At 74.2% G+C, this 22,795-nt stretch carries 28 protein-coding genes; 12 read left to right on the top strand and 16 right to left on the bottom strand.

Going from position 1 to position 22,795, the window contains the following annotated elements; all coding sequences use genetic code 11:
- Positions 1–94 precede the first annotated feature (94 nt).
- Positions 95–949 (top strand): arginase family protein, encoded by an 855-nt coding sequence (locus ABTW87_RS21665; RefSeq protein ID WP_350652753.1) that lies wholly within the window; start codon positions 95–97, stop codon positions 947–949.
- Between the two features lie 7 nt (positions 950–956).
- Here the strand turns inward: ABTW87_RS21665 and ABTW87_RS21660 are convergent, their stop codons facing one another.
- From ABTW87_RS21660 to ABTW87_RS21650, 3 genes are all read right to left on the bottom strand, one after another.
- Positions 957–2,417 (bottom strand): sensor histidine kinase, encoded by a 1,461-nt coding sequence (locus tag ABTW87_RS21660; protein ID WP_350652752.1) that lies wholly within the window; start codon positions 2,415–2,417, stop codon positions 957–959.
- Entirely contained in the window at positions 2,395–3,141 is a 747-nt protein-coding gene (locus ABTW87_RS21655; RefSeq protein ID WP_350652751.1) for a response regulator transcription factor, read from the bottom strand. The genes ABTW87_RS21660 and ABTW87_RS21655 overlap by 23 nt, the downstream gene beginning before the upstream one ends.
- A gap of 66 nt (positions 3,142–3,207) precedes the next feature.
- On the bottom strand, positions 3,208–3,441 hold the full coding sequence (locus ABTW87_RS21650; protein ID WP_350652750.1) for a DUF8847 domain-containing protein: 234 nt from the start codon (positions 3,439–3,441) through the stop codon (positions 3,208–3,210).
- A 164-nt stretch (positions 3,442–3,605) separates the two neighbouring features.
- Between ABTW87_RS21650 and ABTW87_RS21645 the strand changes: the two genes are divergently transcribed.
- From ABTW87_RS21645 to ABTW87_RS21635, 3 genes are all read left to right on the top strand, one after another.
- Entirely contained in the window at positions 3,606–4,538 is a 933-nt protein-coding gene (locus ABTW87_RS21645; RefSeq protein ID WP_350652749.1) for a serine/threonine-protein kinase, read from the top strand.
- An 81-nt stretch (positions 4,539–4,619) separates the two neighbouring features.
- Complete coding sequence (locus ABTW87_RS21640; protein ID WP_350652748.1) at positions 4,620–5,048, top strand: OsmC family protein; 429 nt, start codon at positions 4,620–4,622, stop codon at positions 5,046–5,048.
- Positions 5,049–5,330: 282 nt separating this feature from the next.
- Entirely contained in the window at positions 5,331–6,185 is an 855-nt protein-coding gene (locus ABTW87_RS21635) for a hypothetical protein (RefSeq protein WP_350652747.1), read from the top strand.
- Positions 6,186–6,206: 21 nt separating this feature from the next.
- Here ABTW87_RS21635 and ABTW87_RS21630 read toward each other — a convergent pair whose 3' ends face one another.
- From ABTW87_RS21630 to ABTW87_RS21615, 4 genes are all read right to left on the bottom strand, one after another.
- A complete protein-coding gene (locus ABTW87_RS21630; RefSeq protein WP_350652746.1) occupies positions 6,207–6,701 on the bottom strand; it encodes an ATPase in 495 nt (164 codons plus the stop codon).
- A 124-nt stretch (positions 6,702–6,825) separates the two neighbouring features.
- On the bottom strand, positions 6,826–7,272 hold the full coding sequence (locus ABTW87_RS21625) for a response regulator (protein WP_350652745.1): 447 nt from the start codon (positions 7,270–7,272) through the stop codon (positions 6,826–6,828).
- A 126-nt stretch (positions 7,273–7,398) separates the two neighbouring features.
- On the bottom strand, positions 7,399–8,430 hold the full coding sequence (locus tag ABTW87_RS21620; protein ID WP_350652744.1) for a cobalamin B12-binding domain-containing protein: 1,032 nt from the start codon (positions 8,428–8,430) through the stop codon (positions 7,399–7,401).
- Positions 8,427–10,115 carry a PP2C family protein-serine/threonine phosphatase gene (locus ABTW87_RS21615; protein ID WP_350652743.1) on the bottom strand — a complete coding sequence of 563 codons (1,689 nt, stop codon included), beginning with the start codon at positions 10,113–10,115 and terminating at the stop codon, positions 8,427–8,429. Before ABTW87_RS21615 ends, ABTW87_RS21620 begins: the two co-directional genes overlap by 4 nt.
- A 207-nt stretch (positions 10,116–10,322) precedes the next feature.
- Between ABTW87_RS21615 and ABTW87_RS21610 the strand changes: the two genes are divergently transcribed.
- On the top strand, positions 10,323–10,709 hold the full coding sequence (locus tag ABTW87_RS21610) for an STAS domain-containing protein (RefSeq protein WP_350652742.1): 387 nt from the start codon (positions 10,323–10,325) through the stop codon (positions 10,707–10,709).
- 69 nt (positions 10,710–10,778) lie between these two features.
- Positions 10,779–11,135 (top strand): STAS domain-containing protein, encoded by a 357-nt coding sequence (locus ABTW87_RS21605; protein ID WP_350652740.1) that lies wholly within the window; start codon positions 10,779–10,781, stop codon positions 11,133–11,135.
- A gap of 60 nt (positions 11,136–11,195) precedes the next feature.
- On the opposite strand, the gene ABTW87_RS21600 is transcribed toward ABTW87_RS21605, so the two are convergent.
- On the bottom strand, positions 11,196–11,510 hold the full coding sequence (locus tag ABTW87_RS21600; protein ID WP_350652738.1) for a hypothetical protein: 315 nt from the start codon (positions 11,508–11,510) through the stop codon (positions 11,196–11,198).
- A gap of 222 nt (positions 11,511–11,732) precedes the next feature.
- Between ABTW87_RS21600 and ABTW87_RS21595 the strand changes: the two genes are divergently transcribed.
- Both ABTW87_RS21595 and ABTW87_RS21590 read left to right on the top strand, forming a co-directional pair.
- Positions 11,733–12,704 (top strand): DUF2267 domain-containing protein, encoded by a 972-nt coding sequence (locus ABTW87_RS21595; protein WP_350652736.1) that lies wholly within the window; start codon positions 11,733–11,735, stop codon positions 12,702–12,704.
- 119 nt (positions 12,705–12,823) lie between these two features.
- On the top strand, positions 12,824–13,609 hold the full coding sequence (locus ABTW87_RS21590; RefSeq protein WP_350652734.1) for a spermidine synthase: 786 nt from the start codon (positions 12,824–12,826) through the stop codon (positions 13,607–13,609).
- A gap of 45 nt (positions 13,610–13,654) precedes the next feature.
- Here ABTW87_RS21590 and ABTW87_RS21585 read toward each other — a convergent pair whose 3' ends face one another.
- Complete coding sequence (locus ABTW87_RS21585) at positions 13,655–14,953, bottom strand: NAD(P)/FAD-dependent oxidoreductase (protein ID WP_350652732.1); 1,299 nt, start codon at positions 14,951–14,953, stop codon at positions 13,655–13,657.
- Between the two features lie 218 nt (positions 14,954–15,171).
- Here ABTW87_RS21585 and ABTW87_RS21580 point away from each other — a divergent pair, with 218 nt between their 5' ends.
- Both ABTW87_RS21580 and ABTW87_RS21575 read left to right on the top strand, forming a co-directional pair.
- Positions 15,172–16,257: a hypothetical protein gene (locus ABTW87_RS21580; protein WP_350652730.1), complete on the top strand. Its 1,086-nt coding sequence runs from the start codon at positions 15,172–15,174 to the stop codon at positions 16,255–16,257.
- Positions 16,258–16,335: 78 nt separating this feature from the next.
- Positions 16,336–16,497, top strand: coding sequence for a hypothetical protein (locus ABTW87_RS21575; RefSeq protein WP_350652728.1), 162 nt, complete (start codon positions 16,336–16,338; stop codon positions 16,495–16,497).
- 44 nt (positions 16,498–16,541) lie between these two features.
- Here the strand turns inward: ABTW87_RS21575 and ABTW87_RS21570 are convergent, their stop codons facing one another.
- From ABTW87_RS21570 to ABTW87_RS21545, 6 genes are all read right to left on the bottom strand, one after another.
- Positions 16,542–17,060, bottom strand: coding sequence for a GNAT family N-acetyltransferase (locus tag ABTW87_RS21570; protein ID WP_350652726.1), 519 nt, complete (start codon positions 17,058–17,060; stop codon positions 16,542–16,544).
- 54 nt (positions 17,061–17,114) lie between these two features.
- Entirely contained in the window at positions 17,115–17,480 is a 366-nt protein-coding gene (locus ABTW87_RS21565) for a nuclear transport factor 2 family protein (RefSeq protein WP_350652724.1), read from the bottom strand.
- Between the two features lie 2 nt (positions 17,481–17,482).
- Positions 17,483–17,776 carry a DUF6510 family protein gene (locus ABTW87_RS21560; protein WP_350652722.1) on the bottom strand — a complete coding sequence of 98 codons (294 nt, stop codon included), beginning with the start codon at positions 17,774–17,776 and terminating at the stop codon, positions 17,483–17,485.
- Positions 17,777–17,793: 17 nt separating this feature from the next.
- Complete coding sequence (locus ABTW87_RS21555) at positions 17,794–18,552, bottom strand: ferredoxin reductase (RefSeq protein ID WP_350652720.1); 759 nt, start codon at positions 18,550–18,552, stop codon at positions 17,794–17,796.
- Entirely contained in the window at positions 18,552–19,142 is a 591-nt protein-coding gene (locus ABTW87_RS21550) for a sulfite oxidase-like oxidoreductase (RefSeq protein WP_350652760.1), read from the bottom strand. The genes ABTW87_RS21555 and ABTW87_RS21550 overlap by 1 nt, the downstream gene beginning before the upstream one ends.
- Positions 19,143–19,237: 95 nt before the next feature.
- A complete protein-coding gene (locus ABTW87_RS21545) occupies positions 19,238–20,245 on the bottom strand; it encodes a TerC/Alx family metal homeostasis membrane protein (RefSeq protein ID WP_350652718.1) in 1,008 nt (335 codons plus the stop codon).
- A 240-nt stretch (positions 20,246–20,485) separates the two neighbouring features.
- Here ABTW87_RS21545 and ABTW87_RS21540 point away from each other — a divergent pair, with 240 nt between their 5' ends.
- Entirely contained in the window at positions 20,486–21,652 is a 1,167-nt protein-coding gene (locus tag ABTW87_RS21540) for a CaiB/BaiF CoA transferase family protein (protein WP_350652716.1), read from the top strand.
- A gap of 89 nt (positions 21,653–21,741) precedes the next feature.
- Here ABTW87_RS21540 and ABTW87_RS21535 read toward each other — a convergent pair whose 3' ends face one another.
- Positions 21,742–22,152: a DUF2267 domain-containing protein gene (locus tag ABTW87_RS21535; RefSeq protein ID WP_350652714.1), complete on the bottom strand. Its 411-nt coding sequence runs from the start codon at positions 22,150–22,152 to the stop codon at positions 21,742–21,744.
- Positions 22,153–22,358: 206 nt separating this feature from the next.
- Between ABTW87_RS21535 and ABTW87_RS21530 the strand changes: the two genes are divergently transcribed.
- On the top strand, positions 22,359–22,652 hold the full coding sequence (locus ABTW87_RS21530; RefSeq protein WP_350652712.1) for a DUF2795 domain-containing protein: 294 nt from the start codon (positions 22,359–22,361) through the stop codon (positions 22,650–22,652).
- The last annotated feature ends 143 nt before the right edge of the window (positions 22,653–22,795 follow it).

The raw sequence follows: 22,795 nt of genomic DNA, 5'->3' as shown, positions 1-22,795 counted from the left end.
GCCGGTCCGCGTCCCGGCGTGTCGACCGGCTGGGCATCATCCGTTCTTCGTGGGAAGGGCAAGCGCCGGGCCGGGACGGACTAGCCTCGATTCTGTGCGATGGACGGTGGTGGACGCGCCGCTGGACTCCTCCGGGCGGGGGCGCGGCGAGCGGCGGGCGCCGGTGGCGCTGCGGGCGGCCGGCCTGATCGACCGGCTCGGCGCCGAGGACGGCGGCGCGGTCGACGCGGTGATCACCGACCCGGTCCGGGACCCGGAGACCGGCGTGATCGGCGCCGACCAGGTACGCCGCGCGGGCCGGGTCATCGCCGCCCGGGTCACCGAGCTGGTCGGCGCGGGCCGCCACCCCCTGGTCGTCGGCGGCGACTGCGCGATCCTGCCCGGCGTCCTGCAGGGGCTGCCGTCCGGGTTCGCGCTGTGGTTCCTCGACGGGCACCGCGACTTCTTCGACGGTCGCACCTCCCCCACCGGCGAGGCGGCCGACATGGACCTGTCGGTGGTGACCGAGCACGGTCCCGCCGGCCTGCTCGACCGGGAGGGGCCGCTGGTCGACGCCGACCAGGTGCACCTGCTGGGCTGCCGGCCCCCGTACGACGAGGACTCGGCGGCGGAGGCCGACCGGCTCGACCCGGCCATCCACGCGGTGCTGGCGGAGCGGCTGCGCGGGCCCGCCGCGGCGGCCGTCGGCGCGAACCTCGCCGGCGACGGGGTCGGGCCCGCCTGGCTGCACCTCGACCTGGACGTGCTCGACCCGCTGGTGCTGCCGGCGGTCACCTACCGGGAGCCGGGCGGCCTGGACTGGGCGGACGTCACCGCCCTGATCGGGCCGATGGTGCGGTCGGGCCGGCTGCTCGGGATGAGCGTCACGGACTTCAACCCCGACGAGGATCCGGACGGGCGGCACGCGGAGCGGGTCGTCGACGTCCTCGCCGGGGTGCTGACGGCCTGAGGGCCACTCACCCGTCGGCCCCGGACGGCAGCCGCACGGTGAACACCGTCCGGCCGGGCCGGCTCTCGACCGACACCGTCCCGTGGTGCGCCTCCACCACCGCGGCGACGATGGCCAACCCGAGCCCGGTGCTGCCGTGCGCCCGGGACCGGGAGCTGTCCCCGCGCGCGAACCGCTCGAACACCTCCGGCTGCAGGTCGGCGGGGATCCCGGGACCGTCGTCAGCGACCCGCAGCACCGCCCTGTCCGGCTCGGCGGCGAGGGAGGTGGTGACCGTGGTGCCGGCGGGCGTGTGCACGCGGGCATTCGCGAGCAGGTTGGCCAGCACCTGGTGCAGCCGGGCCGGGTCGCCGGGCACCCGCACCACGTCCTCCGGCAGGTCGAGCTGCCACCGGTGCTCCGGTCCGGCGACATGCGCGTCGCTCACCGCGTCGACCACCAGGGCGGTGAGGTCCACCGGCTCCACCCCGAGGGGACGGCCGGAGTCCAGGCGGGCGAGCAGCAGGAGGTCGTCGACGAGCCGGGTCATCCGGGTGCTCTCCGACTCGACCCGGCGCAGGGCGTGCGCCACGTCCGGCGGCACCCGGTCCCGGCCACGCCGGGCCACCTCGGCGTACCCACGGATGGCGGCGAGCGGAGTGCGCAGCTCGTGGCTGGCGTCGGCGACGAACTGGCGTACCCGTGTCTCGCTGGCCTGCCGCGCGGCGAGCGCCGCCGCGACGTGCCCGAGCATCCGGTTGAGCGCGGCGCCCACCTGGCCGACCTCGGTGCGCGGGTCGGTGTCGGCGGCCGGCACCCGGATCGACAGCGCCACCTCGCCCCGGTCCAGCGGCAGCTCGCTGACCCGACCGGCGGTGGCGGCCACCCGCCGCAGCGGGCGCAGGGTACGCCGCACGATGAACGCACCGGCCGTACCGGCGACGAGCAGACCGGCGCCGGCCAGCGCCGCCTGGGCGGCGATCTGCCACATGACGGTGTCCTCGACGTCGGACAGCGGCTGGGCCAGCACCCACACCTCGCCGTCGCGCACCGCTCGCGCCACCGCCCGGTAATCACCCCGCTCGCCCAGGCCGACGGTACGCGGACCAGCCCCGGCCGGCACCCGGGCGAGCGCCGCGACCTGGTCGGCGGGCAGCGCCTCGCCACCGCGCTGGTTCCCCGACTGGATCCAGGCCCGGGTCACGGTGCCGTCCACGACGATCGCGGTCACCGACCCGGGCGGCGAGCCGGGCGGCACCCAGCCCGGTCCGGCGGGCAGCGCCGGGCGGCGCGCCGGCCCCCCGACGAGTTGCGCGTCGACCCGGTCGATCAGGAATTGCCGCAGCGCGATCGTGGCGATGACGCCGGTGGCCATGCTGACCGCCGCCAGCAGGGCGACCAGGATGACGACCAGCCGGGTCCGCAGCGACCAGCCGGCCAGCCACCGCCGTAGCCGGTCCGGCCGGTCACTCCGCCGGCTTGAGGACATAGCCCGCGCCGCGCAGGGTGTGGATCATCGGCGCGCGACCGGCGTCGATCTTCTTCCGCAGGTACGAGATGTACAGCTCGACGACGTTGGCCTGGCCGCCGAAGTCGTAGTTCCAGACCCGGTCCAGGATCTGCGCCTTGCTGAGCACCCGCCGCGGGTTGCGCATGAGGTAGCGCAGCAGCTCGAACTCGGTGGCGGTCAGGGTGATCAGCTGGCCGCCGCGGCGTACCTCGTGGCTGTCCTCGTCGAGAGTGAGGTCGCCGACGGTGAGCACCGCCTCCTCGCGGGCGGCCACCGCGAAGCCGGAGCGGCGCAGCAGCGCCCGCAGCCGGGCGATCACCTCCTCCAGGCTGAACGGCTTGGTGACGTAGTCGTCGCCGCCGGCGGTCAGCCCGGCGACCCGGTCCTCGACGGCGTCGCGCGCGGTGAGGAAGAGCACCGGCACGGCCGGGGCCACGTCCCGCAGGCGCCGCAGCACCGCGAAGCCGTCCAGGTCGGGCAGCATCACGTCGAGCACCACCGCGTCCGGCCGGAACTGGCGGGCCGCGCTCACCGCCGCCGTGCCGTCGCCGGCGGTCCGCACCTGCCAGCCCTCGTACCGCAGGGCCATCGACAGCAGGTCGGTCAGGGTGGGCTCGTCGTCGACCACCAGCACGCGCACCGGCTGGCCGTCCGGACGGCGCAGCTCGATCCGGACCGGCGCGGTCTGCTCGTTGGTCACCATGGCCCCCATCGTCGGCGGGTCCGCTGTGCCACGTTTGTGCGCTTCCTGTGCGCCCGCTGTGGGCGGCTACTCGGACATGCCGACGGGATAGCTGTGCACGAACCGCATCGTCCACGTCCCGCCGCCGTCCGGGCGGTCCCGCTCGTAGAGGTGGTCCGGCCCACCGGCCGACGTGGCGCCCGCGCCGCCGGGATGACGCAGCACCCAGCGGGCCGGCGGCGCCCCGTCCGGGTCGGCCGGCAGCGCGCGGACCAGGTCGTGGGCCGGCCCGCCGACGAAGCGTACGGTCACCTCGCTCATCGCGCCTCCGCATCCCGCGTACGCCGACGGTGTGCCGTCCTCCCCGGCTCGCAAGCTACCGCACGGCGCCGGGCGCCGGCCGCTGCGACGCCGGTTTGCCCTGATCGGAGCCCGGGTACCGGCACCGCAAGCACCGGTCGGGCAACGAGGACGAGGAGCCACGGATGAGGACGCTGGACGGGCGGTACCGGCTCGAACAGCGCATCGGCGTCGGCGGTATGTCGGAGGTCTGGTCGGCCCACGACGAGGTGCTGGACCGGCCGGTCGCGGTGAAGCTGATCGCCCCGGCCCGCGAGGCGCACGACGACCGGGTGGAGCGCATCCGGGCCGAGGCGCGGTCCGCCGCCCGCCTGGTGCACCCGAACGTGGCAAGCGTCCACGACTTCGGCACCGCCGGGACGACCGCCGGCCACGAGGTGCCGTACATCGTGATGGAGCTCGCCGAGGGCGAGACGCTCGCCGCCCACCTGCGGCACGGGCCGCTGGACTGGCGGATCGCCGTACGGGTCTGCGCGGAGGTGAGCGCGGCGCTCGCGGCGGCCCACGCGCACGGCATCGTCCACCGCGACGTCAAGCCGGCCAACGTGATCCTCACCCCGGCCGGGGTGAAGGTCCTCGACTTCGGCATCGCCACGCCGTCCGGCGTGGCCGACCCGACCCCCGACGGCATGGTGGTCGGCACTCCGGCGTACCTGGCGCCCGAGCAGCTCGACCGGGCCCCGGCCACGCCGGCGGCCGACATGTACGCCCTGGGCGTGCTGCTGTACTACTGCCTGTCCGGCCGGCTGCCCTACCCGGCCGGGACGACGACGGAGCTGTTCGGCATCCGGCGCCGCCGGCCGCCGGACCCGCTGCCGAGGGTCGAGGGGCTGCCGCCGGACGTCGCCGACCTGTGCGCCCGGTGCCTGGCCGCCGACCCGGCCCGCCGGCCGACGAGCCTGATGGCCGCCCTGCTGCTCGCCGAGGCGGTGGACGCCCGGGTCTACGTGCCGTTGCGGCAGCCGACGCCGCCACGGCCCCGGGCGACCGTGGCGCCGTGGACCGAGCGCGCGGCGGCCGAGGCCACCCAGGTCGCCGCCGTCCCCGACGGGGTCTGACCAGCACCTCCCGCCGCCCTGGGCGCGGTTTCACCGGCCGGACGCCGGGTAGCCGGGCGGGTGAGTGACGGGAGGAACGCGATGTCGCAGCACAGTTCCTGGCTGAACGAGACCGCCACCGCGACGGCGGAGGGCGGGCATGTCCGCACCGACGACGGGGGGCTCTCCACCGCGCTGGCGTCGCCGCTGGCGCCGCACTGCACCGGGCTGAGCCCGTCGCAGCTGCTCGCCGCCGCGTTCGCCTCGTGCCTGCACCACGCCGCCGTGGAGGCGGCCGGGGAGATCACCGACGAGGCGCACACCGTACAGGTGCGGGCCGAGGCGAAGCTCGGCCGCGACGACGACGGCCGGTACCGGGCGGACGTGCACGCCTCCATCTCGTCGGCCGGGCTGTCCCGCCAGCAGCTCGCCGAGCTGGTCGAGTACGCCGACCGGCTCTGGCCCTTCTCCAGCGGGGACGGCAGCCGCCATCACCTGACGGTGACCTCGACGGAGAACGGCCGGCACTGACGTCGCCGCCGAAACGTCCGGCCAGCCCGATGCCCGCCGTTCGACCGGTGACCGTTCATCCGTTCGACTGATGGGTGGAACTCAGGTGTCACTGGTGTCGCAAGATCAATAATTCGTGCCGTTCCGGCCGTACTAGGCCGCTATTTCCGTCATGACGGACAGTGGTGAATGGTGGCTTTGCTGCTCACCTAGGGCGCTTCATCCGAGGTATTGCCGCTAAATGTGGCGCATGCCACCAAACGGACCGATGGCAACCGGCGATCCGCTTTCTAGCCTCGGCGGGTGCACCCCGACGACACCTTCGACCAGCAGACGACCGAGACGCGACCGGAGAGCCGGTCCGCCGATGCCGCCTCCACCGAACGGACGATCGGCCGGCACCGCGTCCCCGAACCGCCCCGTCGCCGGGGACGCGCGCTGTTGGCGTCGGCCCCCGCGCGGGTCGCGCTCGCCACCGGCCTGACCTGCTGCCTCGGCGTCACGGCCGTCGCCGGCGTGAACCGCCTCGCCGACGACGACACCGACCGGACCCGCGTCGCCGAAGCCGTGGCCGACCGGGTCGTCACCGACGACCGCGCCTCCCGCTCCCTGGACCGTGCCGCCTCCCCCGCCCCGGCCAGCCCGAGCCCCACCGTGCAGCCCTCCCCCACCGCGACCAAGAAGAAGGCCCCGAAGAAGCCCAAGCCGACCAAGCCGGCGCGACCGCGCCCGGTGGCCGGGCTGAACCAGATCCAGATGGACAACGCCAAGGTCATCGTGGACGTCGGGCTCGACATGAAGATGCCGCGCCGGGCGCTCGTCGTCGCCGTCGCCACCGCGATGCAGGAGAGCACCCTCCTCAACTACGCCAACGGCGGCGTGCCCGAGTCGCAGAACCACCCGCACCAGGCCGTCGGCTGGGACCACGACTCGGTCGGCCTGTTCCAGCAGCGCCCCAGCAGCGGTTGGGGCACCGTCGCCCAGCTGATGCGCCCCTCGTACGCCGCGCGGGCCTTCTACGAGGCGCTGCTCGAGATCCCCGGCTGGCAGGAGATGAGCGTCGCCGGGGCCGCCCAGGCGGTGCAGGTCTCGGCCTTCCCCGACGCGTACGCCCAGCACGAGGCCCGCGCGACCACGATCGTCGCCGCGCTCGTCTGAGCCGGGCCGGCCCGGCCGGCGCTACCGGGTGGCCTGGCCGGCGGCCCGGGTACGACCCGCCGTGACGGACGCGGCGGCGGTCGGCGTGTCCGCCGGCACCGGCTCGGTCAGGCCGCCGAGGATCTCGTCCACCCGCGCCTCCCGACGGCGCCGGGCGTGCAACGCCTCCTCGAAGTCCCGGCGGGCCTGCACCGCCTCGGCGTACACCCGCTCGCGCAGCGCCCGGGCCTCCTCGCGGACGGCGTCCAGCTCCAGCCGTGCACGGGCGAGCAGCTCGGCCGCCTCGCGCTCGACCCCACCGGCGTACCACCGGCTCCCGTCGCTGTCGCCGAGATCGAGCCGCTGGAGCAGCCCGCAGAGGCTCACCGCCTCCTCGCGGATCTCGTCCCACTCCCGCCCGGGCGCCGCGGCGCTCTCCGCCCGCGCCGCGAGCCGGCTCAACCGGATACCGAGCTCGTCCAGGCAGGAATCGACCTGCCGCTGGTCGTAGCCGATGTCAACGACCGAGAACCTCATACTGTCGCCCCCCAGGCAGCTGGTACTTCCCCCACCTTCGGATCTTCGGTGCTGGGGACGGCCGCCGAGGGGGTTCGGGAAAAATGTTCAGCATGCGAGCGGTCGGGCCCGTCCGGGCGCGGGCTCAGGGACGCTTGGGCAGCACCACCACGCGGCCGAAGAACTCGTCGATGCGGCGCACCACGTCGTTGAAGTCGTCCAGATCGATGGGCTTGGTGACGTACGCGTTCGCCTGGAGGGTGTAACTGCCCACGATGTCGGTGTCGGCGTTCGAGGTCGTCAACACGACGATCGGGATCGTCCGCAGGTCGGCGTCACCCTTGACCTCGCCGAGCACCTGCCGGCCGTCCATCCGCGGCATGTTCAAATCCAGCAGGATCACATCCGGCCGCACCGCCTCGGTGTGCCGACCGGTACGGCGGAGGAACTCCATCGCCTCCTGGCCGTCGCCGACCACGTCGATGACCTTGTCGACATCGGAATCGGCGAGCGCCTCCTCGATCATCAGCACGTCACCGGGGTCGTCGTCCACCACCAGGATGCGGACCGGACTCGGGCTCGTCGGACCCATGGTCACCTGCTTCTTCTGTCAACGGAGCGGGACCTCGCGGTCACCGTGCTGGCGGGGAAATCTAGCCCATCCGGGGGCGGATCGTCACATCGGGCCGGCCCGTCGCGTGGCGTGGCGCGGCGCGCCTCAGCCGGCCGTCGTGACCGCCCGTCCGGCCGCCAGGAACCGGGCGGCGCGGGGGAAGTCACGCAGCTCCGCCGCGAAGTGCCCGAGGGTCAACCCGACGGCGGCGGCCGGCACCCGCCGGCTGGTGAGGATGTCGACCAGCCAGTCGACGAACTCGGTGAAGAGCGAGCCGTCATCCACGTAGAGCGCGGCGGCCAGGAAATCCACGATGTAACCGAGGTCGCTGACCGTCGAGTCGAGCTGAGCGGGCGTGTAGTCGCGGGTCGCCGGCATCCGGTCCCGCAGCTCCGCCAACCCGGACTCGATCAGCTCACCGCGTCGCTTCACCAGGCTCGCGTACTCGTCGTCGGCCAGGTGGGACAGCTCGGCCGGCGGCGTCGCGCGCAGCGCTCGCTCGTCGGCGACCAGGTCCGCCGCGGTCGGCGCGTCCGGCGCCCAGGCGACGCCGAGCTGGCGGGCCCACCGCCCGTCGGCGCCGAAGCCCCGCCCGCCGACCACCACGGGCACGTCGGAGCGCCGGCAGGCCTCGATCATGCGGTGCGCGTGCGGCAGCCGCATCGGCAGGGCACAGGCCAGGGCTACGGCGTGCGCGTCGTGCCGGTGCAGGTACGACACCAGGTGCGCGGCCGGCACGCTGGCCCCCAGGAAGGTGACCTGCCAACCACGCAGCCGCAGCACCTCGGCGACCAGCCGGGGCGGCAGGGCGTGCCACTCGCCGTCCAGGCAGGCCACCACGACGCGCCCACCCGTCGGCCGCGGATCGGCGTACGCGGCGACGGCCGCCACGACCCGCTCGCTGATGTGCGTGGCGGCGTGCTCCTGCGCCACGCTCCACTCGTTGCGGGCCCAGCGCTCCCCCACCTCCGCCTGCGCGGGGGCGACCAGGTCGAGCAGCACCCGCTCGGCCGACACGCCCGCGTCGAGCAGACCCGTCGCCACGTCGATCGCGGCGTACTCGTCGGCCTCGGCGAGGCAGTGCAGGTACTGGAACCAGGCGGCGGCCGGGCCAGCACCGGCGGAGAGGGTGGTCACGGTCGGGCCCGCCCGTCGTCGGAAGACGCCGCCGGATCGGGTACGGCGTGCAGGTGCCGGGGCGTGCGGCCGGCCGGGCCGGTGGCTCGCAGCGCCAGCACGGCGATGTCGTCGTGGTCGCCGTCGGCCAGCCAGTCACAGGTGACCTGCTCGACCCGCTCGGCGAGGGCCGGGGCCGGCATCCGGTGGCACCCGGTGAGGGCGTTGACGAGACGGTCGGTGCCGAACTGCTCGTGCCCCCGCCGCCCGCCGCGCGCCTCGGTCACGCCGTCGCTGTAGAGCAGACAGGTCTCGCCGGGATCGAGGCGGACCGTCTGCTCGCCGATGCGCGGATCCGGCACGACGCCGACAAGCATGCCGCGCAGCGGGACCTGCTCGACCTCGCCCGAGTTGCGCAGCACCAGCGGCGGCAGGTGACCACCGCCGGCCATCGTCAGGGTGAGGCCGCCGTCGCGGTGCGGGCGGACCACGCCGAGCACCACGGTGGCGAATCGTCCGCGGTCGTGCGCCTGGGTGGTCTCCAACAACGCGTCGTTGAGCAGCTTGAGCAGCCGCCCCGGGTGGGACTCGACCCGGTGCAGCGCGTGCAGGCACTGCCGCAGCTGCCCGGTGAACACCGCCGCCTCGACGCCCTTGCCGGACACGTCACCGAGGAAGAAGACCGACCCGCCGTCGGGCAGCCGGTGCGAGCCGTAGAAGTCACCGCCGATGCGCAGCCCGCCCAGCGCCGGCCGGTACGCGGTGCCCCACTGGACGCCGCTCGCCGCCGCCGGCTCCACCGGCAGCAGGCTGGCCTGGAGCGTGTCGGCGACCTCGGCCTGCTCCCGGTAGAGCAGCGCCGTGGTCAGCGCGGCGCCGGCCCGGGCGGCGAACGCGCGCAGCAGGTCGACCTCGGCCTCCTCGTACCAGCGGCCGCCCTGGCGGCTCACCAGCAGCGCGCCGGCCGGTGCGTCCCGGCCGGGCAGCGGCAGCACCCGGGCGGCGGTGTCCGACGCGCCGGGAGCGGGCAGCCAGCCCGCCTCGGCGGCCTGCTCGGACAGCCAGTCGACGGCGTGCGGCTCGGTGCCGTCCAGTGCCTGTGCCACGGCCGCCGGCAGGTCGGTGGGCGCGAGGACGCCGCTGTCGACGACCGGCACCTCGTCGCCGGTGCGCCGGGCGCGCCACCAGCGGGCCCGGCCGGAACGGGGCGCCAGCACCAGCACCGCCACCTCCGCGAGGGCCGGCACGGCGAGCCGGACGACCGCCGCGGCGGCGCGGTCGGGGTGCAGTGGGTTGCCGAGCTTCTCGCCGACCGCCGCGAGGAACGCCGACCGGGCCCGCTCGGCCAGCAGCGCGTCCGCGCGAGAGACCGCCTCGGTGACGTCCTCCACGTACCAGCAGGTGCACGCGGACGACAGGGCGACCCGGCGGGAGCGCAGCCGGCGGCCGTGATGGGTGAAGTCGCCCCCGGCGACGAGCCCGGGAACGCCCGCGGCGGCCAGCCGCCCGCCCGGGGCGACCTCCGGCAGCAGCCGCCCGGCGACCGGGCTGACATGCCGCACGACGCCGTCGCCGTCACAGACGACGAGGCCCTCCCGGACATGCTCGGCGATCTCCGACCAGTCGGGGGCGGCGCGGCCGGTGTCGCGGGCCGGCGCCGGGCGGCCGTCGCCCGGGTCCTGGTCCCTGACGTCGGCAACAGTCACCAGCGAAGCCCCACTCCTCATCGGCACAGCACTGCGCCGGGTGTGGCGCTCGTGGTCGGATCTCCGGTCCCACACTACGCCGGTGCGCCGGCACCGCCACCCCACGCCGACGCCGGCCGGCGTCTCGCGTACCAGGCGCGGTCGAGTGCTGCTTGTTACGATCTCGGCACTCCTCACCCCACCGGGAGCCCGTGGAAAGGCGTGATCGTGCCACCCTTCGGGAGGAACACCGAGCCGGCTCCGCTGAGCATGACCGTCGACCGTTCGGAACCGGACGCCCCGCTCATCCGGGTCGGCGGCGACCTCGCCTACAGGACCGCGACACCGCTGCGGGACGAGATCGACCGGATCCTCGCCGGTACGCCGCCCGAACTCCTGCTGGACTTCGCCGACCTGCGGTTCATCGACAGCACCGGCCTCGGTGTGATCGTGCACGCATGGCGGGAGAGCCAGTCCGGCGGCACGGTGATCCGGTTGCGGGCGGTACCCCGGTTCCTCGAGGCGATCCTCGACATGACCGGCATCTCCGGGCTGCTCGCCCGCCCGGTCGAGGCCCGGCCCGACACGGCCGAGCTCCCCGCCGCGCCCGCCTGATCCCGCCACGCCACACCGGATGTCCGCCCCCTGACTTGCCGTCGCGGTGCGTGCTGGGAACATGGACACATGGCCGCACAGCTGCTGACGATCGAGGTGAGCCGGCTCGACGCCGGCCGGGCCCGGCTCCGGCTGACCGGCGAACTGGACTACGACACCGCGCCCGACCTCGTCGCCGCCGCCGCACAGCTGCGCCGCGAGGGCCACCGGGACCTTCTCGTCGACCTCGACGGCGTGGAGATCTGCGACTCGTCCGGCCTGAGCGCGCTGGTCGTGATGCACCGCGACGGCACCGGGGTGGTGCGGCTGTGCGGCGTGCGACCGCACCTGCGCGGCCTGCTGGACCGCACCGGGCTGCTCGAGCTGCTGACCGTGGAGCACGCGGCCGACGAGCGCCCGGAAGACGGCCTGCGCGAGGTCGGCTGACCGTCCGAGCGGGGATGGCCCCCGGCCCTGGGACCAGGGGCCGGGGGCCGGAGTGATGCATCAGGGCGCGGGCACCGCCTGCAGGCGCGGGCCGGTCGCGCGCTGGGGCGCCCCGGACGGCGGCTCCGCGTCCTCCGGTGCCCCCGAGTCCGGTGTCTGGAAGAGGTAACGGACGAAGACCCCACCCGCCTCGTTGTCGTCCGCCCCGGGCCACTGCCCGACACAGTCCACTCCGATCACCTCCCGGCCGGTGCCGTCGGCCTCCTCCAGCAGCGCCCACAGGCTGACCGGGTAGCAACGGGTGCCACCGGGTTCGAGGCGCCAGCGCGCGTACCAGCCGGGTCGGGCGGGGACGATCTCGACGATCCGCTTCATCACGACCTTCCCTTCCGCGTACCTCCGGAAGTCCTCCGGTCCACTGCGATCGTCCGGCCCGGCCGGGTGAGCGCCCCTCACCCCCGCCGGATGAAGCTTCCGACCCGCCCCGGCGGCCCCGTCACGTCGGCTGCCCGGCCGGTGCGTGTCGTTTCGTGGTCCGGGACGGCGGGAACGCGACCGGCGGAAGCCAGGGAACACCAGCGGAAGCGAGGTGTCACCATGCGCAAGCAGATGGAGGGCGACAACCAACGCCGCCGTACGCTCGCCCGGCAGGCCCGCGAACGCGGCCGGCAGCCCAGCGAGACCGGCGCGAGCCTGAGCGCCACCAAGCAGCTGACCAGCCTCGACCAGGGACGTCGACACGGGCCGGCACCTGCCGGCCGCCGCAAACCGGACACCACGCGCGGCGGGCCGGCGCCGCCACCGGCCGGCATCCCGGAGAATCCCCGGCCGATTCCGGACCCCGGACCCGCCGGCGTGACCACCATGGGCTACCAGGAACTGGTGGACGAGGTGAGCCGGCGTGCCGGAGTCGACTTCCGTACCGCCAAGGTGGGAGCGGAAGCAACCGTCCTGGCGCTGGCCTGGGCGCTCGGCGAGGCGGAGCGACGCCGGTTGCTGTCCGCCGTGCCGATGTCGCTGCACGACGTCACGCCGGTCGACGGCATCGAGAGCCACGCCGACCTGCCCGGCTTCCTCGCCGAAGTGGGCCGGCTCAGCGGCCGTACCCCGGAGCAGGCCCGCTACCAGGCGGAGGCCACGCTCGCCGCGCTGGCCGACCGGGACGGTGACCTGGTCGAGTCGCTGCACGTCCCGGACGGGCTGCGGGACCTGCTCGCCCCGCCCGAGCCCGGCGGCGGCGTGGTCGGCGCCACCACGACGACGCCGCCGCTCGGCGACACGCAGCTACGGGAGGCGCTGGTCGACCTGCCGTACTGGTCCGGTGACCGCGACGGGCTCTCGCGGACCGTGGAGCTGCCGGCGGACAACCTCGACCGGGTGCTCGACCGCCTCGACCGGCTCCGGCAGGACACCGGCCGTGGACCGCGGATCGGCCGGCCCGACGCCACCACCGCCGTGGTGACCGTCCGGTCCCGGCAAGCGGGTGCGGTGACCGCACAGGACGTCGACCTGGCGCACGCCGTGGACGACGCGATCGACGAGGCCGGCGCCGGCATCAACAGCGGCTGAGGTGTAAGGAAGGGCCCCTTCTTAACGCCTGCGGTAGAGGAGGGGCCCCTTGTTAACAGCCCGGCGGCGGTGGGTGCGCAGGCGATGCGCGCGGGCCGGGTCCGCTAGCGTGCCATCTCATGGACGCGCTCGACGATCGGCTGGAGCTGGTCGTCGACCCGGCCCGGCCCACCGGGCGTACGCTCCTCGCCGGCGGCGTCGAGCAGTCCTACGTCGACGTCGCCGACCCGACCTACCTCCACTTCGATTACGTCCGCCGGATGGCCGCCGTGGCCGACCTCGCCGCGCCCGCCGGTCACCGGCTGGACGTGCTGCACCTCGGCGGGGGCGCGCTGACGCTGGCGCGCTACCTCGCCGCGACCCGGCCCGGCTCGGCGCAGCTGGTCGTCGAGCGGGATCCGGCGGTTGTCGACCTGGTGGCGCGCGACCTGCCACCCGTACCGCCCGGCATCGAGGTCCGCGTGGCCGACGCACGGGAGGCGGTGGCCGGGGCTCCCGGCGACGCGTACGACCTGGTGCTCGCCGACATCTACCGGGCCGCCCGGATGCCGCCGCACGTGGCCACGGTCGAGTTCGCCCGGGAGGTCGCACGGGTGCTGCGGACGGAGGGCATCTACCTGGTCAACGTCACCGACCTGCCACCCCTGGTCGTGACCCGGGTGCAGGCGGCCACCCTGCGGGAGGTGTTCGCCGACGTGTGCGTCGTCGCCGACCGGCGGATGCTGCGCGGCCGACGGTACGGCAACGTGGTGCTCGCCGCGGCGCGGCGGCCGCACCGGCTGCCGGTGGCGCGCCTGGTGCCGCGCGTGCTGCGCGATCCGCTGCCCGGCGTCGTGCTGCACGGAGCGGCGCTGGACACGTTCGCCGCCGGCGCTCGGCCGCGCAGCGATGACAGCGAGCGTTAAGAAGGGGCCCTTCTACAACTCCAGGCGTTAATAAGGGGCCCTTCCTTACACGCGGGCCGGGACTTCGGGGGTGCTGCTCTCCAGTGGTACGGCGTGCGCGGGCACCAGCCCCAACTGGACCGCCGGCCGGGGCAGCGTCGCGTCGAGCAGCCAGTCGGCGGCGATCCGGGGCCGGTTGCCGGGCATCGCGAGCAGGTGGTAGCCGCGGGTCACCGCCTTGGCGGGCAGGCCGGACAGCGGCACCTTCAGCGGGTTCGCCGCCGCGTCCCGGCCACCCAGGTCGACCACCCAGCCCAGGTCGTGGTGCTTGTACGACTTGCGGGTGCCCTGCCCGTACGAGGCGGCGATGTTGTGGGCGACGAGCTTGCCCTGCCGCTGGGCGTGCTGGGCGGTCATCGTGCAGACCTGGCCGGGCCGGGTCAGGTCGGGCACCGCCGCCGCGTCGCCGCAGGCGAACACCTCGGGGAAACCGGGGACGTTGAGGTACTCGTCGGTGACCAGCCGGCCCTTCTCGGTACGCAGGCCGAGCTGGGCGACGAACGGGTCCGGGCGGACCCCGACGCACCAGATCAGCGAGCAGGTCGGCACGAAGTCGCCGTCGGTGAGTTTCACCCCGTCCGCGGTGGCGACCGCCACCGAGGTCCCCATCCGGACGTCCACGCCACGCCGGTCGAGGACGCGGTGGGCGGTGTCCGACATCCGCCGGTCCAGTTCAGGCAGCGCCCGGGGGGCCACGTCGAGCAGCATCCACCGGGGCCGGATCGTCAGCCGGGGCCGCTGCGCCATGAGCCGGTCGGTGAACAGCTGACCGTGTGCGGCCACCTCGGTACCGGTGTAGCCGGCGCCCACCACGACGAACGTGGCGCGGGCCTGCTGCTCGGCCGGGTCGGCGGCCTGCTCGGCCAGCTCGATCTGCCGCACGACGTGGTCGTGCAGGAAGAGGGCCTCGGGCAGGCTGCGGAAGCCGTGGGCGTACTCGGTGACGCCGGGGATCGGCAGCAGCTTGTTGACGCTGCCGACGGCGAGGACGAGGCGGTCGTACGCGAGCCGGTTCCGTTCGCCCTCCGGCTGGGTGAACCCGACCCAGCGGTTCTGCAGGTCGACGTGGTCCGCCTCACCGACCACGATGCGGACCCCGTCGAGCGTTCCGGCCAGCGGCACGGAGATCCGGGTCGGCTCGACGACACCGGCGGCCACCTCGGGCAGCAGCGGCAGGTAGAGGAAGTAGTCGGTCGCGTTCAGGACGACGATCTCGGCCCGGTCCTTCGCCAGCCGGCTGAGCGTCTTCGCCGCGTGGTACCCGGCGAACCCGGCCCCCACGATCACCACACGAGGCTTCGTCATTTCGAGGCCGTTCCCGCCGCCGGCCGGAACAAACGTGGCTCCCGGGTTGGATCGGGCAACATCGGGCCGCCGGGTGTCGGGGGATGATTCCGCCGGTGGCGGGGAGCCGACAGCGCCGCACTCCGGACAACGTGTCCGTTCGGTAGCCGACAGTGACACCGGTGGCCGGAACACAGGCTCGGCGGGACAACCCTTCCCGTCCCCCAGGAGGAGGACCGATGCGACTCCGTTCGCTCGCCGCCGCGCTGGCCGCCGTGCTGGCCGCCGGCGCACTGGCACCACCCGCCCCGGCCGCGGCCGCCACCGCCGACCGGTGGGGCTTCGCGTACGTGAAGGACCCGACCGTGCCGGCGTGGACCGTGCTCGACACCACCCGCCAGTGGGGCAGTTGGAAGACGGCGTTCCCCGCCGACTGGGCGCAGGGCGCGAAGGTGGCCCCCGGTCGCTTCCTGGTCCGCTTCCCGCACATCGGCACCGGCTCCCGGGGCGTGCCGCACGTGACGCCGGTCAACCGGACCGGCCACTACTGCGAGGTTGTGCGCTGGTACCAGTCCGGCGCGGACCAGATCGTCGACGTGCAGTGCCACAAGCCGGGCGGCACGCGGGAGGACAGCCCGTTCACGGTGCTCTGGACGACCAGCTCCGGCGTGCTGCCGGCCGGCAGCGCTCACGCGTACGCGCAGGTCACGGCTGGTGCGGGACTGGCCCAGTCGTACAACTCGACAGGGGCGCTCAACGGGGTCGGAGCGCTGGGGGTCGGGCAGTACACGGTGAAGCTGCCCGGGGTCGGGCTGGCCGGCGTACAGGCCGGCAACGTGCAGGTCACGGCCGTGCAGCCGAACGCGCTGCCGCGCCGGTGCAAGGTGTACCGGTGGTTCGCCGCCGGCACCGACGTGGTCGCGTACGTCTCCTGCTTCGACCACGCGGGCACGCCGACGAACAGCGACTTCACCCTGTCGTACCACCGGCGGCGCGCGGTTGTCGGCTCGGTCGCCCCACCGACCCGCTTCGGCCACCTCGACGCGTCCGCCGGAGGCGCGACCAACGACAACTCGGTGCTCGGCGTGGGCGCCAACAGCATCGCGGCGCTCGCCCCCGCCGGGCGCTACCTGGCGACCTTCCCCCAGCTCGGCGTCCGGGAGACGCACGCGCAGGTGGTGGCGGTCGGCTCCGGTCCGAACTACTGCCACCTCACCCAGCCGTGGTCGTACGCGCTCGACGCCGGGGTCGACGTGATCTGCTTCGACGGTGCCGGGGTCAGCACGCCGCACCGCTTCCTTGTCGCCTTCACCTCACGGGTCTGACCGCCTCCCCCGTCCCGGGTGAGGGCGTCTCACCCGGGACGGGCGCAGGGTGGTCCCACCGAGGAAGGGGGAGCACCCATGAGCACGCCGATGTCGAACGACCAGCGGCAGCCGATCTACCTGCGGCAGAGCGGTCGCAGACAGCTCACGCCGCGCCAGCGCCGGCGGGTCGAACAGAAGCAGGGCCGCTTCGAGCGGCTGGGCGGCCAGCGCCCCGAGGCGCGCGGCCCCGGCCGCTGAGCGCCGGTCGGCGTGGACCCGGTCGGGAGGCCGGGTCCACGCCGTCACGGGGCGGTGACGGCCCAGCGTTCGTGGTCGCGCCAGGCCCCGTCGATGAACAGGTAGTCCGGCGAGTAGCCCTCCAGGCGGAAGCCCAGTCTGCGGGCCAGCCGCCGGGACGGCTCGTTGCCCGGCTGGATGTTCGCCTCCAGCCGGTGCAGGCCGAGCGCGGTGAAGGCGTGCTGCACGACCAGCCCGACGCCGGCCGAGGCGTGTCCGGTGCCGCTGAACGGCAGGAACGCGGCGTAGCCGAGGAACCCGCCCCGCAGTGCGCCCATGACGATCGCGCTGATGTTGGCGTACCCGGCGATCGCGCCGCTCGCCCGGTCGCAGATCAGGTAGCCGGAGTGGTCGCGGCGGCGCAGCTTCGCCAGGTAGGCGGCGTACGCCGGCCCGTCGGCCGGCGCGGACAGCCACGGGTGGTGCAGCTCTCGGCTGCGTCGGGCGGCGGCGACGAACTCGGCCTCGTCGGCGGGTCGGGGCCGCCGGATGCCTACCCGTCCGTCGGTGCGCAGGTACCTCACGGAGGACCACTCTCGCCGGGCCGGCTCACCGGTGTCCACCCGTGGTGGCCGCCGTCACCCCGCCCGCTCGACCGTGTAGTGGATGGTCTGGGCGACGATCCAGCCCTGCTCGATGACGAACGAGTCGGCGCCGTCGCGGACCCGCGCGCCGCCGCCCCGCGCGGTCCACTCCAGGAACGCGACCCGGCCCTCCACCAGCTTGTTCGTGTACGTGTACCGGCCGCCGGGCAGTTCCTCCTCAAGCAACCGCGCCAGTTCGCGTACGCCGTCGTGGCCACGGAAGACGCCCCGCCGCTCCAGGACCACCACGTCGGGCGCGACGTTGCGCGCGATGTCGTTCTCGAAGTCGTGCGCGTCGGCCAGGCGCAGGTGATCCTCGAACACCTCCAGCGCCGACCGCGACCGCAGATTCCCGGCCACGGCTACAGCGGGCGCGGGTGCGGCTGGTCCAACGGCATCGGCACCTGCAGGTAGGTGGCGCCGCGCAGGTCCAGCCAGGCACGGTCGGGTGCCCGGACCAGGCGCAGCATCACCCCGTTGCAGTTGGGGCAACGCGCGACCAGGCCGGGGGCGTGCGACCAGACCTGCAGCCCGGCGACAGGACCGGGGCGACCGCAGTTGTCGCACCGGCCGGTGGCGGCGCTCAGGTCGACGGCGAACAGCTCCCGCAGCGGGCCGTCGAGCATGTTGCCGTCCAGGTAGGACATGTCCGTCATGTTTCCCCCTCGGCGGGTCAGCCGGTCGGGCCGAACCGTTCGGTCTTCACCCGGCGGGTCTGGTGTCCCAGCCCGACCAGCAGGTCGGCGACGGTCTCCACGAAGCCGGTCGGCCCGCAGACGTAGCAGAGCGGTTCCAGCTCCGGCGGCCAGCCGTGGGTGTTGACGTCGGCCAGGCCGATCCGGTGCGGCTCACCGCGCCAGCCGTCCGGCGCCTCCCGGGTGTACACGTACGCCACGTCCAGGCCGAGGTCGTCGCGGGCCCGGCGGCGCAGCTCGTCGGCGAAGAGGACGTCGGCCGGCGTACGGACGGAGTAGATCAGCCGGAACGGCACCCGGCTGCCGGCGGCGCGCCGCGCCCGTACGATCGCCATCAACGGCACCACCCCCGACCCGCCGCCGATCAGCAGCACCGGCGCGGTCTCCTCCGGCTGCCACACGAACCAGCCGCCGACCGGTCCGCGCACCTCCACCGGGTCGCCCGCGGCGTACGTCTCGACCAGGTACGGGGACACCTCCCCGTCGCGCACGCGCTGCACGGTCAGCTCGATCCGCTCGCCGTCGGCGGGGGCGGCCAGCGAGTACGACCGGGCCGCCTGGTAGCCGTCCTCGGCGGTGAGCCGCACGTCGACGTGCTGCCCGGGAAGGTGCCCGGGCCAGCCCGGCACGTCCAGGACCAGGGTGTGCGCGGTAGGCGTCTCCACCCGGCGCTCCACCAGGCGGGCGACCCGCCAGCTGAGCGGGACCACGCGTACGGCGGCGGTCGGTGCGGCCATCAGTCGCCCTGGTACCGCTGCTCGTGCCACGGGTCGCCGTAGTCGTGGTAGCCGGCGGTCTCCCAGAAGCCGGGCTGGTCGGTGGCGCCGAGCCGGAGCCCGCGCACCCACTTGGCCGACTTCCAGAAGTAGAGGTGCGGCACCAGCAGCCGGGCCGGCCCGCCGTGCTCGCCGGGCAACGGCCCGCCGTCGTACGTGTGCGCCACCCAGGCCCGTCCACCGCGCAGGTCGGCCAGCGGCAGGTTTGTGGTGTAGCCGCCGTACGAGTGGGCCAGCGCGTAGTTGGCGGCGGTGTCGACGCCGTCCAGGAAGGTGTCCAGCGAGACGCCCTGCCAGTTGGTGCCGAGCTTGGACCAGCGGGTGACGCAGTGGATGTCCACCATGGGCGTCTCCTGCGGCAGGGCCATCATCTCGTCCCACGTCCACCGGTACTCGGCACCGGTCTCCGTGGTGATGACGAACTCCCAGGTGTCCAGCGGCACCCTGGGCGTCGGCCCGGCCGACAGCACCGGGAAGTCCTCGGTCAGGTACTGGCCCGGCGGCAGCGCCGGCTCCGCCGAGCGGGGCCGGCCCTGGAAGCCCGGTGACACGATTCCCACCCGTCAGTCGTACCACCCCGGGTCCGGGGGCGGGGTGTTAACAGGGGACCCTTCCTCTACCGCAGGCGTTAACAAGGGGCCCTTCCTTACCCCCGGACGATCTCCTTCTCGGAGCTGACCTGGGTGCGGGTGGCGCGCAGGCTGGTGAGCGTGACCACCACCAGCACCACCACGATCACCGCGAGGGAGATCGGCGTGGGGATCTCCGGCACGCCCTTCCAGATGCCGTGCGCCCAGTGCAGGGCCAGCTTGACGCCGATGAAGCCGAGGATGACCGCCAGGCCGTAGCTGAGGTGGACCAGCCGGCTCAGCGCGGCGTGCAGGACGAAGTAGAGCGCCCGCAGGCCGAGCAGGGCGAACGCGTTGGTGGCGAAGACGAGGTACGGGTCCTCGGTGATGCCGTACACGGCGGGCACCGAGTCGACCGCGAACACCACGTCGGTGGCGAGCACCGCGACCACGACCAGGGCGAGCGGGGTGAGGGTGCGCCGGCCGTCGATGCGCACGATCATCTTCGTGCCCTGGTACTCGTCGGTCACCGGCATGAACTTGCGGAGCAGCCGCACCGAGCGCATCCGGCTGATGTCGATCTCCTTCTCGTGCCCGGACATCGCGTCGCGCAGCAGCTTCACGGCGGTGACGAGGAGGATGACGGCGAAGAGCAGGAAGGCGAAGTCGAGCGTCTGCAGGGCGGCGGCGCCGAGGGCGATGAAGACCGCCCGCAGCACGAGCGCGCCGGTGATGCCGAAGAGCAGGACCCGCTGGGCGAGCACGGACGGCACCGCGAACGCGGCAAGCAGCAGCATGAACACGAAGAGGTTGTCCACCGACAGCGACTTCTCGACCAGGTAACCGGTGAGGTAGTCGACGCCCTGGGTGGAGCCGAACCGGGCCCACACCCACGCGCCGAACGCCAGCGGCAGCGCGATGTAGAACGCCGACCAGGCCAGCGCCTCCCGGATCGACACCTCGTGCGGGCGCCGGGTGACCAGGAAGTCGAGCGCCAGGAGTGCCAGCACGCCGGCGATGGTGACGGCCCACAGCGTGGGGGTGCCCACCGACTGCAATTCGGCGGCAAGGTACAACTCGGTCATGGAGCCTCCTCGAACACGGTGTCATGCTCGAGGTCTCCTTCACCCACGTTTCGTGGGCAACCACCCGAGGCGCGCTCCGGGCCCGCCGTACTGACCGGAATGGTTCGTGGGAAGTACTCCCCTCGTCGCGACAAGGTTAGGTCAGCCCGTTTCCGGCCGCCAAACGGGGCGCGCCAGCCGGTCGGCGACCGCGTTCCCGGCCCCTTACCGCGCAAACCCGGCACCGCCTATGGTGGCCCGGTGACCGACGACCTGCCGGCCGGCCCCCTCGCCGGCGTACGGGTGATCGAGCTGGCCGGCATCGGCCCGGGGCCGTTCACCGCGATGATGCTGGCGGACCTTGGTGCCGACGTGGTCCGGGTGGATCGGGTGACGGACGTGGACGCGTCCGCGTTCGGCAGCCCGCACCCCGACCTGCTCAACCGCGGCCGACGCTCGGTCGGGGTGGACCTGAAGTCGCCGGGTGGGCGCGAGGTGGTGCTCGCGCTGGTGGCCGGCGCGGACGCGCTGATCGAGGGTTTCCGCCCGGGTGTGACCGAGCGGCTGGGCCTCGGCCCGGCGGACTGCCACGCGGTCAACCCGCGCCTGGTGTACGGGCGGATGACCGGTTGGGGGCAGGACGGCCCGGCCGCCCCGTACGCCGGGCACGACATCGACTACCTGGCGCTGACCGGTGCGTTGCACGGCATCGGGCGGGCCGGCGAGCGCCCGGTGCCGCCGATGAACCTGCTGGGTGACTTCGGCGGTGGCGGGATGATGCTCGCACTGGGCCTGGTCAGCGCCCTGTACGCGGTGCGCGGCGGCGCGCCCGGGCAGGTGGTCGACGCGGCGATCGTGGACGGCGTGACGGTGCTCAGCACCCAGATCCACGCGCTGCGCCGGCTCGGTATGTGGCAGGACCCGCGCGGGTTGAACCTGCTCGACGGCGGCGCCCCGTTCTACGACACGTACGAGTGCGCGGACGGGCGGCACCTGGCCGTCGGCGCGCTGGAGCCGCGCTTCTACGACGAGCTGGTCCGTCGCACGGGCTTCCCGCTGCCCGGCGACGAGGCGCTCGACCGCACGGACCCGGCGAACTGGCCGGCGCTGCGCGAAGCCTGGGCGCGGCTGTTCCGCACCCGTACCCGCGACGAGTGGGCGGAGCTGCTCGGCGAGTCGGATGCCTGCGTGGCCCCGGTGCTGGACTGGGCGGAGGCGCCACGGCACCCGCACCTGGCGGCCCGCGGCACGTTCGTGGACCGCGACGGGGTGACGCAGCCGGCGCCCGCGCCGCGGTTCTCGGGCACCCCGACGGCGCTGCGCCGTCCTCCGCCCCAGCCGGGCGAGCACACCGACGAACTGCTCGCCGAGGCGGGTTTCGACGCCGGCCGGATCGCCGAGCTGCGCGGCGCGGGCGCCGTCGCCTGAAGCGCAAGGAAGGGCCCCTTTTTAACGCATAGCGTCGAGAAGGGTTCCCTTCTCACACCCGCGGTCGCGGGCAGCCGCGCCTGGTCGGGTCAGGAGCGCCGGAGCGTCGCGCCGGGGGCCAGTGCCGGCTCCACCATGTCGCGGTACTCGCGCGGCAACTGCACCACCACGTCGTCGAACTCGCCCCCGGTGATCGCCTCCCGCAACGTGGTGAAGACCGCGCGGACGGCGTCGCGGGCGGTCGGCTCGTCGACGTGGGCACGGGCGGCCACCCGCGTGACGAACTCCGCCGCCCCGAGCCGCTGGGCCGCCTCGTTGTCCGGCCCCGGCTTCAGCACCAGCTGCAGCGGCCGGGGCAGCTGTACGGCCAGGTCCAGCACCTCCCCGCCGGTCAATCGCTCGGCGAGGGTCTCCAGCGCCGCCCGGGTCAGCTCCACCGCCTGGGTTGAGGTGGTCCGCGTACGCTGCGCGACCTGGTCGACGAAGGTGTCGTAGTCCATGCTGGGCTCCCTCGGTCCGGGCCCGCCGGGTACCCGGGCGAAGCGCCGGAAAACGAGCCGGGAAGCGGGCCGGAAACGAACCGGAAAGCGGGCCGGGTTACCGGCCGGTCAGGTGCGTGAGGCGGTCCCCGGCGGGTAACCGCCGCCGGTCGTGACCGGACGGGACCTCGCGCGGCCCGGGTGAGTCCCAGCTGCGCGAGTCCCGAATGCCCGAGGAGCTCACCATCATGGCGACGTACGCCGACGTGCTGCAGTACCTGTCGAGCCTGGACTACCCGGCCGAGAAGGACGACGTGGTACGCGAGGCCGAACGGGAAGGCGCTCCGCCGGACGTGCTGCGTGCCCTGCGCGCCCTGCCGCCGGTCGACTACGCCAACGGCAACGAGGTGGCCCGCTCCGCGGGCATCGAGGCGGCCCCGGAGGTCGGCGCGTCGCAGCGCGCCGCCCAGGCGCGGGACAAGCGGCACCAGCGGGTGTCGCAGCATCTGCGCAGCATCTGAGAGACAGGCGGGCGCCCCGGGTCGCGAACCGCGACCAGGGGCGCCACACGCGCACCTGTCCCGGTGGTGACGCGCCCGAACCGGGTCGCGCCCACCAGGCAGTTGCCCTACGCCCGAACCGGGCGGGCATCTCTGCCGCGATC

This window comes from Micromonospora sp. NPDC126480, from assembly GCF_040302465.1.
Taxonomy (GTDB): Bacteria; Actinomycetota; Actinomycetes; order Mycobacteriales; family Micromonosporaceae; genus Micromonospora.
The sequence above is the reverse complement of the archived record's forward strand: the minus strand, read 5'-3'. Positions and strand labels throughout refer to the sequence as shown.

Bases quoted from the DNA above. Each gene is read 5' to 3' on its own strand.
- ABTW87_RS21595 (WP_350652736.1), top strand. From the start codon at position 11,733: ATGCGCAAGCAGATGGAGGGCGACAACCAACGCCGCCGTACGCTCGCC.
- ABTW87_RS21535 (WP_350652714.1), bottom strand. From the start codon at position 22,152: ATGGACTACGACACCTTCGTCGACCAGGTCGCGCAGCGTACGCGGACC.
- ABTW87_RS21600 (WP_350652738.1), bottom strand. From the start codon at position 11,510: ATGAAGCGGATCGTCGAGATCGTCCCCGCCCGACCCGGCTGGTACGCG.
- ABTW87_RS21575 (WP_350652728.1), top strand. From the start codon at position 16,336: ATGAGCACGCCGATGTCGAACGACCAGCGGCAGCCGATCTACCTGCGG.
- ABTW87_RS21580 (WP_350652730.1), top strand. From the start codon at position 15,172: ATGCGACTCCGTTCGCTCGCCGCCGCGCTGGCCGCCGTGCTGGCCGCC.
- ABTW87_RS21640 (WP_350652748.1), top strand. From the start codon at position 4,620: ATGTCGCAGCACAGTTCCTGGCTGAACGAGACCGCCACCGCGACGGCG.
- ABTW87_RS21585 (WP_350652732.1), bottom strand. From the start codon at position 14,953: ATGACGAAGCCTCGTGTGGTGATCGTGGGGGCCGGGTTCGCCGGGTAC.
- ABTW87_RS21655 (WP_350652751.1), bottom strand. From the start codon at position 3,141: ATGGTGACCAACGAGCAGACCGCGCCGGTCCGGATCGAGCTGCGCCGT.
- ABTW87_RS21545 (WP_350652718.1), bottom strand. From the start codon at position 20,245: ATGACCGAGTTGTACCTTGCCGCCGAATTGCAGTCGGTGGGCACCCCC.
- ABTW87_RS21555 (WP_350652720.1), bottom strand. From the start codon at position 18,552: ATGGCCGCACCGACCGCCGCCGTACGCGTGGTCCCGCTCAGCTGGCGG.
- ABTW87_RS21625 (WP_350652745.1), bottom strand. From the start codon at position 7,272: ATGGGTCCGACGAGCCCGAGTCCGGTCCGCATCCTGGTGGTGGACGAC.
- ABTW87_RS21660 (WP_350652752.1), bottom strand. From the start codon at position 2,417: ATGTCCTCAAGCCGGCGGAGTGACCGGCCGGACCGGCTACGGCGGTGG.
- ABTW87_RS21530 (WP_350652712.1), top strand. From the start codon at position 22,359: ATGCCCGAGGAGCTCACCATCATGGCGACGTACGCCGACGTGCTGCAG.
- ABTW87_RS21560 (WP_350652722.1), bottom strand. From the start codon at position 17,776: ATGACGGACATGTCCTACCTGGACGGCAACATGCTCGACGGCCCGCTG.
- ABTW87_RS21590 (WP_350652734.1), top strand. From the start codon at position 12,824: ATGGACGCGCTCGACGATCGGCTGGAGCTGGTCGTCGACCCGGCCCGG.
- ABTW87_RS21645 (WP_350652749.1), top strand. From the start codon at position 3,606: ATGAGGACGCTGGACGGGCGGTACCGGCTCGAACAGCGCATCGGCGTC.
- ABTW87_RS21650 (WP_350652750.1), bottom strand. From the start codon at position 3,441: ATGAGCGAGGTGACCGTACGCTTCGTCGGCGGGCCGGCCCACGACCTG.
- ABTW87_RS21630 (WP_350652746.1), bottom strand. From the start codon at position 6,701: ATGAGGTTCTCGGTCGTTGACATCGGCTACGACCAGCGGCAGGTCGAT.
- ABTW87_RS21605 (WP_350652740.1), top strand. From the start codon at position 10,779: ATGGCCGCACAGCTGCTGACGATCGAGGTGAGCCGGCTCGACGCCGGC.